General features: G+C 72.7%; 12 protein-coding genes. 9 read left to right on the top strand and 3 right to left on the bottom strand.

Going from position 1 to position 14,948, the window contains the following annotated elements; genetic code table 11:
* Nucleotides 1-99: 99 nt before the first annotated feature.
* From K304_RS0106455 to aceE, 5 genes are all read left to right on the top strand, one after another.
* Nucleotides 100-1,647, top strand: coding sequence for a leucyl aminopeptidase (locus tag K304_RS0106455; protein ID WP_027763080.1), 1,548 nt, complete (start codon nt 100-102; stop codon nt 1,645-1,647).
* Nucleotides 1,648-1,898: 251 nt separating this feature from the next.
* Entirely contained in the window at nt 1,899-3,287 is a 1,389-nt protein-coding gene (gene lpdA, locus K304_RS0106450) for a dihydrolipoyl dehydrogenase (protein ID WP_027763079.1), read from the top strand.
* Between the two features lie 57 nt (nt 3,288-3,344).
* Nucleotides 3,345-5,087, top strand: coding sequence for a 2-oxoglutarate dehydrogenase, E2 component, dihydrolipoamide succinyltransferase (gene sucB / locus K304_RS0106445; protein ID WP_027763078.1), 1,743 nt, complete (start codon nt 3,345-3,347; stop codon nt 5,085-5,087).
* 99 nt (nt 5,088-5,186) lie between these two features.
* A complete protein-coding gene (locus tag K304_RS0106440; protein ID WP_027763077.1) occupies nt 5,187-5,810 on the top strand; it encodes a GntR family transcriptional regulator in 624 nt (207 codons plus the stop codon).
* A gap of 292 nt (nt 5,811-6,102) precedes the next feature.
* Entirely contained in the window at nt 6,103-8,784 is a 2,682-nt protein-coding gene (aceE, locus tag K304_RS0106435) for a pyruvate dehydrogenase (acetyl-transferring), homodimeric type (protein WP_027763076.1), read from the top strand.
* A gap of 109 nt (nt 8,785-8,893) precedes the next feature.
* On the opposite strand, the gene K304_RS32000 is transcribed toward aceE, so the two are convergent.
* Together K304_RS32000 and K304_RS27625 are read right to left on the bottom strand one after the other, a co-directional pair.
* Nucleotides 8,894-9,031, bottom strand: a complete 138-nt coding sequence (locus K304_RS32000) for a methionine/alanine import family NSS transporter small subunit (RefSeq protein WP_078528656.1) — start codon at nt 9,029-9,031, stop codon at nt 8,894-8,896.
* Nucleotides 9,031-10,602 carry a sodium-dependent transporter gene (locus K304_RS27625; protein WP_078528654.1) on the bottom strand — a complete coding sequence of 524 codons (1,572 nt, stop codon included), beginning with the start codon at nt 10,600-10,602 and terminating at the stop codon, nt 9,031-9,033. The genes K304_RS32000 and K304_RS27625 overlap by 1 nt, the downstream gene beginning before the upstream one ends.
* Nucleotides 10,603-10,861: 259 nt before the next feature.
* Between K304_RS27625 and K304_RS0106420 the strand changes: the two genes are divergently transcribed.
* On the top strand, nt 10,862-11,380 hold the full coding sequence (locus tag K304_RS0106420) for a DUF4240 domain-containing protein (protein WP_027763075.1): 519 nt from the start codon (nt 10,862-10,864) through the stop codon (nt 11,378-11,380).
* A 65-nt stretch (nt 11,381-11,445) separates the two neighbouring features.
* Here the strand turns inward: K304_RS0106420 and K304_RS0106415 are convergent, their stop codons facing one another.
* Nucleotides 11,446-11,943, bottom strand: a complete 498-nt coding sequence (locus K304_RS0106415; RefSeq protein ID WP_037789343.1) for a GNAT family N-acetyltransferase — start codon at nt 11,941-11,943, stop codon at nt 11,446-11,448.
* Nucleotides 11,944-11,993: 50 nt separating this feature from the next.
* Between K304_RS0106415 and K304_RS0106410 the strand changes: the two genes are divergently transcribed.
* The 3 genes from K304_RS0106410 (at nt 11,994) to K304_RS27620 (ending at nt 14,899) form a co-directional block, all read left to right on the top strand.
* The gene (locus K304_RS0106410) at nt 11,994-12,893 is read left to right on the top strand and encodes a TIGR01777 family oxidoreductase (protein ID WP_037789341.1); all 900 of its coding nucleotides are present in this window, start codon (nt 11,994-11,996) and stop codon (nt 12,891-12,893) included.
* A gap of 245 nt (nt 12,894-13,138) precedes the next feature.
* Nucleotides 13,139-14,530 (top strand): FAD-dependent oxidoreductase, encoded by a 1,392-nt coding sequence (locus K304_RS0106405; protein ID WP_027763072.1) that lies wholly within the window; start codon nt 13,139-13,141, stop codon nt 14,528-14,530.
* A gap of 126 nt (nt 14,531-14,656) precedes the next feature.
* The gene (locus K304_RS27620) at nt 14,657-14,899 is read left to right on the top strand and encodes a hypothetical protein (protein ID WP_037789340.1); all 243 of its coding nucleotides are present in this window, start codon (nt 14,657-14,659) and stop codon (nt 14,897-14,899) included.
* Nucleotides 14,900-14,948: the final 49 nt, after the last annotated feature.

Raw genomic sequence — 14,948 nt, 5'->3', positions numbered from 1 at the left:
GCCCGAAAACACGGGCCCAGGCGGGCATACGATGCCCGAAGTGCCCGAAGCCGTGCACCACCCCGACGGCTCACTCAACGAAAGCAGGTCCCTTCCACCGTGTCTGCTCTGACTCTCAGCACCTCGTCCGGCGCGACGCTGCGCGCGGACGCCGTCGTCGTCGGTGTCGCCAAGGGCGCCGAGGGCCCCGTCGTCGCCTCCGGCGACGACTCCGTGGACAAGGCCTTCGGCGGCGGACTGGCCGCCATCCTGGAGACGCTGGGGGCCGGCGGAGCCGAAGGCGAAGTGACCAAGGTCCCCGCGCCGGGCGACGGCCTGAAGGCCCCGCTGGTCGTGGCCGTGGGCCTGGGCGAGATCCCGGAGAAGAAGTCCTCCTACGACCCCGAGGCGCTGCGCCGCGCCGCCGGCGCCGCCGCCCGTGCCCTGGGCGGCAAGAAGTCGGCGGGCTTCGCCCTGCCCGTCGACGACGTCGAGTCCCTCGCGGCCGTCGCGGAGGGCGCGCTGCTCGGCGCGTACGCCTTCACCACCTACCGCGGCCGGGAGGCCGGCGAGGACGCCAAGGCGAAGAAGAAGGGCGAGGACAAGCGTGCCCCGCTCGGCGAGGTCGTGCTGCTCGGCGGCAAGCCGCGTGACAAGGCCCACAAGGAGGCCGTGGCGCGGGCCGAGGTGCTCGCCGCCGAGGTGCACCGCGCCCGCGACCTGATCAACATGCCGTCCAACGACCTGAACCCGCTGACGTTCACCGCGCAGGTGCAGGCCGCCGCCAAGGAGCACGGCCTCAAGGTCGAGGTGCTGGACGAGAAGGCGCTCGCCAAGGGCGGCTACGGCGGCATCCTCGGCGTCGGCCAGGGCTCCGAGGTCCCGCCCCGTCTGGTCCGCGTGTCCTACTCCGGTGCGCGGGCGAAGAAGACGGTCGCGCTGGTCGGCAAGGGCATCACCTACGACTCGGGCGGCATCTCGCTGAAGCCGGCCGGCAGCAACGAGACGATGAAGTGCGACATGAGCGGCGCGGCCGCGGTGTTCGCCACCGTCGTGGCCGCGGCGCGGCTGGGCCTGAAGGTGAACGTCACCGGTTGGCTGGCGCTGGCGGAGAACATGCCCTCCGGCTCGGCGACCCGTCCCGGCGACGTGCTGAGCATGTACAGCGGCAAGACGGTGGAGGTGCTGAACACCGACGCCGAGGGCCGGCTGGTACTGGCCGACGCGCTGACCCGTGCCTGCGAGGAGTCCCCGGACGCGGTGGTGGACGTGGCGACGCTGACCGGCGCGATGATGGTCGCGCTGGGCAGCCGTACGTTCGGCATCATGGCGAACGACGAGGCGTTCCGCGGGAACGTGCACGACATCGCGGGCGACGCCGGCGAGGACGCGTGGCCGATGCCGGCGCCGCAGCACCTGCGCAAGGACATGGAGTCGCCGGTCGCGGACCTCGCGAACGTGGGCGGCCGGATGGGCGGCGGCCTGTTCGCCGGCCTCTTCCTGGAGGAGTTCGTGACCGACGGCACGAAGTGGGCGCACCTGGACATCGCGGGCCCGGCGTTCAACGACGGCGCGCCGCACGGCTACACCCCCAAGGGCGGCACCGGCGTGGCCGTGCGGACCCTGGTGCGGCTGGCCGAGCGCGCCGCCGCGGGCGACGTGCTCTGACCCCCGCCGCCGCAACGGCACCCGACAGGTACGGCCCCGTTCGCTCGCGCGGATCGGGGCCGTACCCGTCGGTACAGCGGCCCCGAGTCCCGTCTTCCGGCGACAAGTGACAAGATGGGTCTTCGGCAGGACAGGGCCCCCACGGCTTGAGACGAAGCCGAGTCCAGGGCCGAGAGAGACAAGCGGCCGAAACACAAGCCGCCCGGCCGGTCGAGACCGGTCCCGGCGCACCCATGCATGGAGGACGTGACGTGGCGAAGGACGCCAGCACCGTTTTCGACCTAGTGATCCTCGGAGGCGGCAGCGGTGGTTACGCCGCTGCCCTGCGCGCCGCACAGCTGGGTCTCGACGTCGCCCTGATCGAGAAGAACAAGCTGGGCGGCACCTGTCTGCACAACGGCTGCATCCCCACCAAGGCGCTGCTGCACGCCGGCGAGATCGCCGACGCGGCACGCGACGGTGCCGAGTTCGGTGTGAAGACCTCGCTCGAGGGCATCGACATGGCGGGCGTGCACAAGTACAAGGACGGCGTCGTCGCCGGCCTGTACAAGGGCCTGCAGGGCCTCGTCGCCAGCCGCAAGATCACCTACGTGGAGGGCGAGGGCCGGCTGTCCTCCCCCACCTCCGTCGACGTGAACGGCCAGCGCTACGAGGGTCGCCACATCCTGCTGGCCACCGGCTCCGTCCCGAAGACGCTGCCCGGCCTGGAGATCGACGGCAACCGCATCATCTCCTCCGACCACGCCCTGGTGCTGGACCGCGTCCCGGAGTCCGCGATCGTGCTGGGCGGCGGCGTCATCGGCGTCGAGTTCGCCTCCGCGTGGAAGTCCTTCGGCAGCGAGGTCACCATCGTCGAGGGCCTGCCGCACCTGGTGCCCGCCGAGGACGAGAACAGCTCGAAGCTCCTGGAGCGCGCCTTCCGCAAGCGCGGCATCAAGTTCCAGCTGGGCTCCTTCTTCGAGAAGGCCGAGTACACCGACAACGGCGTCAAGGTCACCCTGGCCAACGGCAAGGAGTTCGAGGCCGAGGTGCTGCTGGTCGCCATCGGCCGCGGCCCGGTGTCCCAGGGCCTGGGCTACGAGGAGGCCGGCGTCGAGACGGACCGCGGCTTCGTCCTCGCCGACGAGTACTGCCGCACCAACGTGCCGACGATCTCCGCGGTCGGCGACCTCATCCCGACGCTCCAGCTCGCGCACGTCGGCTTCGCCGAGGGCATCCTGGTCGCCGAGCGCCTGGCCGGCCTGAACCCGGTACCGGTCGACTACGACGGCGTGCCGCGCGTGACGTACTGCCACCCCGAGGTCGCCTCCGTCGGCATCACCGAGGAGAAGGCCAAGGAGGTCTACGGCGCGGACAAGGTCGTGACGCTGAAGTACAACCTGGGCGGCAACGGCAAGAGCAAGATCCTGAAGACCGCCGGCGAGATCAAGCTGGTCCAGGTCCGGGACGGCGCCGTGGTCGGCGTGCACATGGTCGGCGACCGGCTCGGCGAGCAGGTCGGCGAGGCGCAGCTGATCTACAACTGGGAGGCGCTGCCGGCCGAGGTCGCGCAGCTGATCCACGCCCACCCGACGCAGAACGAGGCTCTCGGCGAGGCGCACCTGGCGCTGGCCGGCAAGCCGCTGCACTCGCACGACTGATCCCCCACCGGGCGCGACGCAGACCAACCGCACTTTTCGTTAGGAGCAACAGGAACCATGGCGGTTTCCGTAACCCTTCCGGCGCTCGGTGAGAGCGTCACCGAGGGCACCGTCACCCGGTGGCTGAAAGCCGAGGGTGAGCAGGTCGAGGCCGACGAGCCGTTGCTCGAGGTCTCGACCGACAAGGTCGACACCGAGATCCCCGCTCCCGCCTCCGGCACCCTGTCCTCGATCAAGGTCGCCGAGGACGAGACGGTCGAGGTCGGCGCCGAGCTGGCCCTGATCGACGACGGCAGTGGCGGCGGCGGCGCGGCTCCCGCGGCCGAGCCCGCCCAGCAGGAGGCCCCGGCCCAGCAGTCCGAGCCCCAGCAGGAGCAGGCTCCGCAGCCGGAGCCCGCCCAGGCGGCGGCCCCGTCCGGCGGCGGCGCGGAAGGCACCGACGTGGTGCTCCCGGCGCTGGGCGAGTCCGTGACCGAGGGCACCGTCACCCGGTGGCTGAAGGAGGTCGGCGACTCGGTCGAGGCCGACGAGCCCCTGCTGGAGGTGTCCACCGACAAGGTCGACACCGAGATCCCCGCCCCGGCCGCCGGCAAGCTGCTGGAGATCGTGGTCGGCGAGGACGAGACCGCGGAGGTCGGCGCGAAGCTGGCCGTCATCGGTTCCGGTGACGCCGCTCCCGCCGCCGAGGCCCCGGCACAGCCGGCCCCGCAGCAGCAGGAGGAAGCACCCGAGCAGGAGGCGCCGAAGCAGGAGGCCCCGCAGCCGGAGCCCGCCCCGGCTCCGCAGCCCGAGCCCGCCCGGCAGCAGGCCCCCGCCTCCGTGCCGGCGCAGCCGGCCGCCCCGGCACAGCAGCCCGCCCCGGCCGCCGGCGCCGAGGCCGACGGTGCCTACGTCACGCCGCTGGTCCGCAAGCTGGCCGCCGAGCACGGTGTGGACCTGGCGCAGGTCAAGGGCACCGGCGTGGGCGGACGCATCCGCAAGCAGGACGTCGTCGCCGCCGCCGAGGCCGCGAAGCAGCAGGCTCCGGCCGCCGCCTCGCCCTCCGCCGCGCCGGCTTCGCCGAAGCTGGAGGCGTCGCCGCTGCGCGGCCAGACCGTCAAGATGCCGCGGATCCGCAAGGTGATCGCGGAGAACATGATGAAGGCGCTGCACAGCCAGGCGCAGCTCTCCACCGTGGTCGAGGTCGACGTCACCCGCATCATGAGGCTGCGGTCGCGGGCGAAGGAGTCCTTCCAGGCCCGCGAGGGTGTCAAGCTCTCCCCGATGCCGTTCTTCGTGCAGGCCGCCGCCGAGGCGCTGAAGGCCCACCCGGCCGTCAACGCCAAGATCAACGACGACGGCACCATCACCTACCACGACGTCGAGAACATCGGCATCGCGGTGGACTCGGAGAAGGGCCTGATGGTCCCGGTCATCAAGGAGGCCGGGAACCTCAACCTGGCGGGCATCGCCCGCAAGACGGCCGAGCTGGCGGGCAAGGTCCGCCAGGGCGGTCTCGGTCCGGACGACATGTCCGGCGGCACGTTCACGATCAGCAACACCGGTTCGCGCGGTGCGCTGTTCGACACGGTGATCGTGAACTACCCGCAGGTCGCCATGCTGGGCATCGGCGCCACCGTGCGCCGCCCGATGGTCGTGAACCACCCGGACCTGGGCGAGACCATCGCCGTCCGCGACATGGTCTACCTGACCCTGTCCTACGACCACCAGCTGGTCGACGGCGCGGACGCCGCCCGCTACCTCTCGGACGTGAAGGCCCGCCTGGAGGCCGGCGAGTTCGAGGGCGAGCTGGGTCTGTAACCCTCCGCACCATGCGACGGCGCCCCTGCCCGGAGAGTGATCCGGGCGGGGGCGTCGCCGTATGGTCGTGACCAACGACCCGACCTCAGGAGCAGCCTCATGACCCCGCCCGTCGTCCATTCGCTGCGCGAGCAGATCCGCGAGCACATCGTGGAGGGGATCGTCAGCGGCCGGTGGAAGCCCGGGGAGCGGATCGTGGAGCGGCGCATCGCGGTGGAGCTGGAGGTCAGCCAGACGCCCGTGCGGGAGGCGCTGCGGGAGCTGGAGGCGCTGCGGCTGATCGAGTCCGCGCCGAACAAGGGCGTACGGGTGCGGGAGCTGTCCGCGGCCGACCTGGAGGAGATCTACCCGGTGCGCGCGGGCCTGGAGCAGATGGCCGCGGAACTGGCCGCGCCACGGCTCGCCGACGACGTCTCGCGACTGGAGCCGCACGTCGCGGCGCTGTACGGGGCGGACCGGGCCGGGGACGGCGAGGCGCAGGTCAGGCATACCGTGGGCTTCCACCGCGAGCTGGTGCGGGCGTCCGGCAACAGCGTGCTGCTGCACACCTGGGAGGGTCTGGGCATCGAGGTGTGGACCGCCCTGTCGATCCGCTGGCTCGGCACGGTGCAGCAGAGCTACGCGGAGGAGCACGAGGCGGTGCTGGAGGCCTTCCGGCGGCGGGATCCGCGCATCGGCGAGCTGGTCAAGGACCACGTGCTCGGCTGCGCGCCGCGCGCCTGACGGCGCGCGCGACCGGCCCCTCCGTGCACTGCCGACTGCGGCGCCACGACCTGCGAACCCGAGGGTAGAACCGGACAGTAACCCCGGAAAACAAGGCGGCACGGCGTGCCGACTTCAGGGGCACAGGGTGCCAATTCCTCTCGGAACCTTTGATCGATCATCGATCGGCACGTAGAGTCACTCCGCTGGGGCGATCCCCTGTCCTGCCTGCCCATCGGGGACGAACCCTTCCCGCAGCACAACCCCCACAGCACGACGCATCTGTCCGTCCGCGAGAGGTGAGGTGGCCACCATGCCCGACGCCGTATCCCATCAGCCGAGCGAGCTCGACCAGCTCCCGGACCGCGACCCGCAGGAGACCGCCGAGTGGCGGGAATCGCTGGACGCCGTCTTTGAGCACGCGGGCGCGCACCGGGCGTCGTACCTGATGCGCCGCACCCTCGACCACGCCGAGCGCAGCGGCCTGGCCCTGCCGAAGCTGCTCGAGACGGACTACGTCAACAGCATCCCCACCGCCGCCGAACCGGAGATCCCCGGCGACCGCGCGCTGGAGGCCCGCATCACCGCGTGGAACCGCTGGAACGCCGCCGCCATGGTCACCCGCGGCAGCCGTTACGGCCTGGGCGGCCACATCGCCACCTTCGCCTCCGCCGCCTGGCTCTACGAGACCGGGTTCCAGCACTTCTTCCGCGGCAAGGAGGACCGGGAGACGGGCGGCTCCGGCGACCAGCTCTTCATCCAGGGCCACGCCTCCCCCGGCATCTACGCCCGCGCCTTCCTCGACGGCCGCCTCTCCGAGCAGCACCTCGACAACTTCCGCCAGGAGGTCGGCGGCAACGGCCTCCCCTCGTACCCGCACCCGCGGCGCAGCCCCGAACTGTGGGAGTTCCCCACCGTCTCGATGGGCCTCGGCCCGCTCGCCGCGATCTACCAGGCCCGCTTCAACCGCTACCTGGCCGGCCGCGGCATCAAGGACACCGCCGGTTCGCACGTGTGGGCCTTCCTCGGCGACGGCGAGATGGACGAGCCGGAGTCGACCGCCGCACTCGCCCTCGCGGGCCGCGAGCAGCTCGACAACCTCACCTTCGTCATCAACTGCAACCTGCAGCGGCTGGACGGCCCGGTCCGGGCCAACTTCAAGATCGTGCAGGAGCTGGAGGCGCAGTTCCGCGCCGCCGGCTGGAACGTCGTGAAGTCGCTGTGGGGCTCCGCCTGGGACGAGCTGTTCCAGCTCGACACCACCGGCGCGCTGGTGCGGCGGCTCCGGGAGGTGCCGGACGCGCAGTTCCAGACGTACGCCACCCGCGACACCGCCTACATCCGCGAGCACTTCTTCGGCGCCGAGCCGGCCCTCGCGGAACTGGGGAGGCTGCTCACCGACGACAAGATCATCGAGTGCTTCCGCACCTCCCGCGCCGGCCACGAGCCGCGCAAGGTGTACGCGGCCTACCGCGCGGCGCTGGCCCACAAGGGCGCGCCCACCGTCGTGCTCGCGCAGACCGTCAAGGGCTGGACGCTGGGCCCGGGCTTCGAGTCGCGCAACGCCAACCACCAGATGAAGAAGCTGACCGGCAAGGAGTTCCGCGCCATGCGGGACCTGCTGGAACTGCCCATCCCGGACAGCCGCCTCGACGAGGACCTGGTCCCCTACGTGCACCCCGGCGCCGACTCGCCCGAGGTGAGGTACCTCCAGGAGCGCCGTGCCGAACTGGGCGGCCCCGCCCCGGCCCGCAAGGTGCATCCGGTGGCGCTGCCGGAGCCCGCCGCCAAGCCCTTCGACACCCTCTTCAAGGGGTCGGGCTCCCAGGAGATCGCCACCACCATGGCGTTCGTGCGCCTGGTGAAGGACCTGATGCGGGAGAAGGAGACCGGCAGGCGCTGGGTGCCGATCGTCCCGGACGAGGCCCGCACCTTCGGCATGGAGTCGCTCTTCCCGTCCGCAGGCATCTACTCGCCGCTGGGCCAGACCTACGACGCGGTCGACCGTGACCAGCTCCTGTACTACAAGGAGGCGAAGGACGGTCAGATCCTGAACGAGGGCATCACCGAGGCCGGTTCGATGGCGGACTTCACCGCCGCGGCCACCGCCTACGCCACGCACGGCGAGCCGATGATCCCGTTCTACATCTTCTACTCCATGTTCGGCTGGCAGCGGACCGCCGACCAGATGTGGGCGCTCGCCGACCAGCTCGGCCGCGGCTTCCTCATCGGCGCCACCGCCGGCCGCACGACGATGACCGGCGAGGGCCTCCAGCACGCGGACGGACAGTCGCCGCTGATCGCCTCGACCAACCCGGCGGCGCTCACCTACGACCCGGCGTTCGCCTACGAGGTCGGCGTCATCGTCCGGGACGGTCTGCGCCGCATGTACGGCCCGGACGCCGAGGACGTCTTCTACTACCTCACCGTCTACAACGAGCCGAAGGTGCAGCCCGCGATGCCGGAGGGCGTCGAGGAGGGCATCGTCAAGGGCCTGTACCGCTTCAACCAGGGCACCGCGCCCGCCGACGACGCGCCGCACGTCCAGCTGCTCGCCTCCGGCACCGCGATCCACTGGATCCTGCAGGCGCAGCAGATGCTCGCCGAGGAGTGGGGCGTCACCGCGGACGTGTGGTCCGCGCCGTCCTGGAGCGAGCTGCGGCGGGACGCCCTGGAGTGCGACGCGGCGGCGCTGCGCGGCGAGGACCGCGTGCCGTACGTGACGCGCGTGCTGGAGGGAGCGCCCGGCCCGGTGCTGGCGGTCAGCGACTGGATGCGGGCCGTCCCGGACCAGATCAGCCAGTGGGTGGAGCAGGACTGGTGCTCACTGGGCACGGACGGCTTCGGCCTGTCCGACACCCGCGAGGCCACCCGCCGCCACTTCGGCGTGGACGCCGAGTCGGTGGTCGTCGCGGCGCTGTCCCGGCTGGCCCGCCGCGGCGAGGTCAAGCAGGAGACCGTGCGGCAGGCGGCGGAGAAGTACGGCCTGGCCTGATCCGCCCCCCGCTCCGTCACGGCGCGTGCGGCCGCCCCCGAGGGGCGGGCGCACGCGCCGTGCGGCGTTCCGGCGCACGTGCCGGGTGGGCGCCGTGGCCGTGCCGGCGTCAACCGGCCCCGTCGGTCGTGGGCTCGTCGTCGTCGGGCAGGTCCGGGAAGCCGCGGAGCTTGAGGATCGCGGCGGCCATCCCGCCCCAGATGACCACGATGAAGACGATCATCATGATGATGGCACTTGTGGACATCAGTGCCTCCTCCCTTCGGGCAGGTCGGCCGTCCCGCCCGGTCCCCCGGGCCCGGTGGGAGGCAGTTCCTCGTCGGAGCGCCACGGCACGAGCGAGATCAGGATGCCGACGACCAGGGCGCCGAGAGCGACGCTCCAGCCGTACCTCAGCAGGAAGTCGGTGGTGTAGTCGCCGTAGTTGGCGTCGAACTCGGCGAGCAGGCTGTCGATCATCATCCAACCCAGCACCAGCGGCGTGACCACGCCCAGACAGGCCACCCACCACCAGCCCAGCCGCACCGCGGAGGTGGCGTTGACGCTCTGCTGCAGCTGCGGCAGCCGGCGCAGCCACCAGGCCACGAACACGACGAAGACCAGACCGGCCAGCACGATGCCGTACTGGTTGATGAAGTGGTCGGCGGCGTCCAGCAGGTACAGGCCGTTGTCGTTGGAGAACAGCAACAGCGAGATGATCCCGATCGCGCCGGTCACCGTGACCACGGCGACCGGCCGGCCGACCCGCAGCCGGTCCTGCACGGACGCCACCACGACCTGCACGATGCTGATCAGCGAGCTGAAGCCGGCGAAGACCAGGGACCCGAAGAACAGCACGCCGAAGAACCACCCGGCGGGCATGGTGGAAATGACCGCCGGGAAGGCCACGAAGGCCAGCCCGAGGCCGTCCGTGGCCACCTCTCCCACCCCGACTCCGGACTCGGCGGCCAGGAATCCCAGGGTGGCGAAGACGCCGATGCCGGCCAGGATCTCGAAGGCGCTGTTGGAGAAGCCGGCGACGAGCGCCGATCCGCTGAGGTCCGAACGGCGCCCCAGGTAGGAGGAGTAGGTGACCATGATGCCGAAGCCGATGGACAGCGAGAAGAAGATCTGCCCGTAGGCCGCGACCCAGACGCTGCCGTCGCCCAGCGCCGACCAGTCCGGGGTGAAGAACGCGTCCAGGCCGGTCGCCGCGCCGTCCAGGGTGAGCGCGCGCACGACCAGGACCACGAAGAACAGCGCCAGCAGCGGGATGAAGACGATGTTGGCCTTCTCGATGCCCTTGCGCACACCCAGGTACAGGACGAACAGCACGACCAGCCACACCGCCAGCAGCGGCCAGAAGACGCCGCCCACGAAGGCGTCGCTCACGTCACCGGGGGTCTCGGCGGTCTGCAGGAAGTCGCCGAAGAGGAACGCCTCGGGGTCCTCGCCCCAGTCCTGCCCGAAGGAGAATCCGACGTAGCGGATGGCCCAGGCCAGGATGACGGCGTAGTAGGTCGCGATGACGAAGCAGATCGCCACCTGCCACCAGCCGATGAACTGCCCCGGCTTGCCCAGCGCCCGGAACGCGGCGGGCGGCGACTTCCGGTACTTCCGGCCGACGCTGTACTCCAGGATCAGCAGCGGCAGACCGGCGGTGAGCAGAGCCGCGAGATAGGGCAGGAGAAAGGAGCCGCCGCCGTTCTCGTACGCGACGGCGGGAAACCGCCAGATGTTGCCGAGCCCGACGGCCGAGCCGATCGCAGCGAAGAGGAACCCGGTGCGGGAACCCCAGCGCTCGCGGGGCTGGTGCTGCGGGCGGGAATGCTCAGCCATGACGCCGTCCTTCGTCGCTCAGGCCGTGCCCGTCCGGTCGTCCGCGGGAAAGAACCAGGTCAGAGGTTCTCTTCGCGCGCCCCGGACAGTCCTTGCGGCCCATAGTGCTCCCGTCCTCGGCGAAGCGCCATCCGGCCGTGGCAGACGGGTTCGGCGGGGCGGGTCGGGCGGAGGCATGCCCCGCCGCGGCGGAAGGCGTCGGCGTGTCCCGGGCATTCCGCGTGCGTCGGGGCCCACCAGGCTGGATGCTGGTGCCGTGATGGACGAGACGGAGTTCTGGGAGCACGTCGACGCCGCCCGCGAGGCCGCCGAGGGAGACCCCGACGAGCAGGCCGACGTCCTGGTCGACCGGCTCACACAGCTCGACCCGGACGCCGTGACGTACTTCGCCCGGCACTTCGAGGTCCGCTACCGCCGCGCCTACCAGTGGGACCTGTGGGCGGCGGCCTGGATTCTGCTGGACGGGGTCAGCGACGACGCCTTCGACGCCTTCCGCTGCTGGCTCATCGGGCAGGGCCGGCACCTCTTCGAGGTCGCCGCGCACGACGCGGACGCGCTCGCCGAGCTGCTGGAGGACTTCGACGAGGAGCTGGACGGCGAGGCCGAGGACCTGGGCTTCGCGGCGGACGAGGCGTACGAGCAGCTCACCGGCGGCGAGCTGCCGGACCTCGGGCTCCCGGACCGGCCCTCCGATCCGGAGGGCGCCCCGCTCGACCTGGAGGACGACGCGGCGCTGGCCGAACGCCTCCCCCGCCTGTGGGGACGTTTCCGCACCTGAGCGGCCCCGCCCCGGTGGCGGGTGCAGCCTGCTGCCGCCTGCGTCCGTCCCCGGCGCGGCACCGGTCAGCCGGCCAGCGACCGGCCCATCAGCACGTCGTCCACGTACGCGCCGTCCAGCCAGAACTCCTCCGGCAGCACGCCCTCGACCCGGAAGCCGGCCGACTCGTACAGCGCCCGGGCGGGCACGTTCGGCCCCAGCACGCGGAGGGTGAGGCGCCGCGCGCCCCGCCCCCGGGCCAGCGCGCACACCCCCTCCAGCAGGGCGCGTGCGACGCCGATGCCGCGCGCCCCCTCGTCCACCGCGAGGCCGCGGATCTGGCGGACGTGCGCGTTGGACTCCAGCTCGGTGGGGCGCCCCAGCCGGACGTAGCCGACGAGGCCGCGCCCCGTCAGGTCGGCGACGAGGTGGTCCTCGGAGCCGGTGGTGGCGAAGAAGGAGGGGTACGGCGGCTCGGGTCGCGGCGTGACCGCGTGCAGCGGGGACCAGGTCCGTCGGTCGAGGACGCCGAGCGGGCCCTCGTCGGCGTCGGAGGCGGCCCGGATGGTGAACTGGGAGGGCATACGCGTCACTCTCGTCCTCGTCCGCCGCCCACGTCCACAGGATTACGACCATGCGCCTCGCAGTGACCGGTTCGAACGGCCTCATCGGCTCCGCCCTCGTCTCCTCCCTCCGCAGGGACGGCCACGAGGTGGTGCGCGTGGTGCGGCGCCCTCCGCGCGCGGATGACGAGGTGGCGTGGGACCCGAAGGGCGGCACCGTGGACACCGCCGGCCTGGCGGGCTGCGGGGCGGTGGTCCACCTCGCGGGCGCCGGCGTCGGCGAACGCCGGTGGACCGAGGCGTACAAGAAGGAGCTGCGGGACAGCCGGGTGCTGGGCACCGCCACGCTGGCCGAAGCGCTCGCGGGCATGGCGGAGCCGCCCGCGACCTTCCTCGTCGGCACCGCGATCGGCTGGTACGGCGACACCGGGACGCGCGCGGTGGACGAGTCCGCGGCAGCCGGCTCCGGCTTCATGGCCGACCTGTGCCGCGGCTGGGAGGCTGCCGCGGCACCCGCCGAACAGGCGGGCGTCCGCACCGTGTTCGCAAGGACCGGACTGGTGGTGGCCCGTCAGGGCGGTGCCTGGGGGCGGCTGTTCCCGATCTTCCGGGCGGGCATCGGCGGCCGCCTCGGCGACGGGCGGCAGTACTGGAGCCACATCGCGCTGCACGACCACGTCGCCGCGCTGCGCCACCTGCTCGACACCCCGGCGCTGGACGGACCGGTGAACCTCACCGCACCGGAACCCGTCACCAACCGCGAGGTGACGGCGGCGATGGCGCGGGTGCTGCGGCGGCCCGCGCTGTTCCCGGTGCCCGTGGCCGTACTGCGGCTGGTCCTCGGCGAGTTCGCCGACGACGTGGTCGGCTCGCAGCGTGTGCTGCCCCGGCGGCTGCTGGAGTCCGGGTTCCGCTTCGCCTTCCCGACGGTGGAGGACGCGGTGCGGGCCGCACTGGACCGCACCGCCTGACCACCTGTCGGGTTCCGGCGGGCGCGCTGACGGCCTGACCGCTCCCGCGCGCCGGTCGTGTCCCCGGGCGTGCGCCGTCGTGCGCCCGTGCCACCCCGTGCACTACTGACGGCGAGTCCGCGTGTGCATAGAGTCGACTCCCTCGGGTATTCCCGGCTCTGCCTGCGGGCATGAGCCAGACGGAACGTCCAACGCTCCGACGGGAAAAGGCCCTTGCTGTCGCTCGACGACCTTGGGGAGGGCACGTGCCGATCAACAGCGCACTCGCACGCCGCACGCACGCGGAGGAGACCGACGTCGTCGTCGTGGGCGCCGGGCCGGCCGGCCTGGCAGCGGCACTGCACCTGGCCGGTGCGGGGCTGCAGGTCGTGGTTCTGGAGGCCGAGGGCCGCATCGGCGGCCGGATGCGCACCGACGAGGTGGACGGCCGTCTGCTGGACCGCGCACCGGGATTGCTCTGCCCCGGCTGGCCCGAGGCCGAACTGCCCGGCCTGGGCCTGGGATCGGCGCTCGCGCTGCGTCCCTTCGCGGCCGGCGCCGTGCTGCGGACCGGGAACCGGGCGCTGCGCGTCGCAGACGTCCGCCCGCACGCCGGACGGCCGGGGCGGGGCGGCCACCCGCACGGCGGCCGGGTGGGCCGCGGCGCGCTGCGCTCGGCCCGCGCGCTGACCCGTACGGCGGTGAGCGACGCCGTGGAGGTCTCGCGGCTCCGGGCCGCCCTGGGCAGGCTGGCCGCGCTGCCCGAAGAACGCCTGCACGCCCGGCCCGAGATGTCCGCGTCGAAGGCGCTCGCCGGGCGCGGCCTGTCCGGCCGTACGGTCGACGCCCTGATACGCCCGCTGCTCTCCGCGCTGCTGTCCGATCCGGCGCTGACCACGTCCAGCCGGGTCGCCGACCTGGCGCTGCGCGGCTTCGCCCGCGCCGGGCTGTGCGTACCGGCCGGCGGTGCCGGCGCGCTGCCGGAAGTCCTGGCCGCCGCGCTGCCCCGGGGCTCCGTACGGACCGGGGTGCGCGCCACCTCGGTCTGCGCGAGCGCGGTGGACACGGCCGGGCACGGCAGCATCGGCTGCCGCGCCGTGGTCATCGCGGCCGGTGCGCACCGGGCGGCGCAGCTGCTGCCCGGCCTGCGCGTCCCGCCGCACCACCCGGTGACGGTGCTGCACCACCTCGCGGACGGCCCGCTGCCGCACGGGGACGCGCTGCTGGTCGACGCCGAGCGCCGCGGCCCGGTCTCGCACAGCTGGGTGGCATCGGCGGTCGACCCGTCCCGGGCGCCGGGCGACGGACGGCCGCTGGTGACGTCCGTGGTGCTCGGCAAGGCGGCCGGGGAACCGGCGGCCACGCTGGAGAGGGCGGTACGGGCCCACGCGGGCGTGCTGCACGGAGTGCCGTCGGACGGCTGGGAGGCGATGGCCGTCCATCACGACCCGCGCGCCGTGCCCGCGATGCCCGCCCCGCACGACATCCGGCGGGCCGTGCGCGTGCTGTGCGGCCTGTACGTGTGCGGCGACCACCGTGAGGTGTCGGGTCCGCAGGGGGCCCTCGCCTCGGCCCGGCGGGCGGCCGCCGAGGTGCTGCGCGATCTCGGTCTGCGATCCGCCTCGGAGGGCGGCCCGGGCGTGCGCGCGGCGGCCTGAACAGACCTGGCCGAAAGCCCTCCCGACGGGCCGTCACATGCGCTCTGGCCAGGGCCTTTTGTCAGTGGGCGGCGGTATTCTGGAGACAGAATCGCGAGGGCTCACCCACGTCCTGGGAGGTCGCTGATGACCGTCGTCCGCAAGGTGCCGCTGCCCGCCGGGCAGCCCCGAGAGTGGTACGTCACGCACAACCGCCGGCTGAAGGCGATGCGGCTGGCGATCGCGTTGCTCGACTCCGGCGTCTACACGCCGGACCGGGCGACGGACCGCCGCATCTGCGGCCTGGCCGAGCGGATAGGCATCCACCGTCCGTCCCGCACGACCTGCCGCGCCGTCCGCGACCTGCTCCCGGCGCCGGCTCGCCGGTAGCCCCTCCCGGGGCCGGGGGCGGGGGCTCGGAGCGCCCCGCCCCCGGCCG

The sequence above is a fragment of the Streptomyces sp. CNS606 genome (genome assembly GCF_000426325.1).
This window is presented reverse-complemented; position numbering and strand designations above follow the sequence as displayed.

Bases quoted from the DNA above. Each gene is read 5' to 3' on its own strand.
- aceE (WP_027763076.1), top strand. From the start codon at position 6,103: ATGCCCGACGCCGTATCCCATCAGCCGAGCGAGCTCGACCAGCTCCCG.
- K304_RS32000 (WP_078528656.1), bottom strand. From the start codon at position 9,031: ATGTCCACAAGTGCCATCATCATGATGATCGTCTTCATCGTGGTCATC.
- sucB (WP_027763078.1), top strand. From the start codon at position 3,345: ATGGCGGTTTCCGTAACCCTTCCGGCGCTCGGTGAGAGCGTCACCGAG.
- K304_RS0106440 (WP_027763077.1), top strand. From the start codon at position 5,187: ATGACCCCGCCCGTCGTCCATTCGCTGCGCGAGCAGATCCGCGAGCAC.
- K304_RS0106415 (WP_037789343.1), bottom strand. From the start codon at position 11,943: ATGCCCTCCCAGTTCACCATCCGGGCCGCCTCCGACGCCGACGAGGGC.
- K304_RS0106420 (WP_027763075.1), top strand. From the start codon at position 10,862: ATGGACGAGACGGAGTTCTGGGAGCACGTCGACGCCGCCCGCGAGGCC.
- K304_RS0106410 (WP_037789341.1), top strand. From the start codon at position 11,994: ATGCGCCTCGCAGTGACCGGTTCGAACGGCCTCATCGGCTCCGCCCTC.
- K304_RS27620 (WP_037789340.1), top strand. From the start codon at position 14,657: ATGACCGTCGTCCGCAAGGTGCCGCTGCCCGCCGGGCAGCCCCGAGAG.
- K304_RS27625 (WP_078528654.1), bottom strand. From the start codon at position 10,602: ATGGCTGAGCATTCCCGCCCGCAGCACCAGCCCCGCGAGCGCTGGGGT.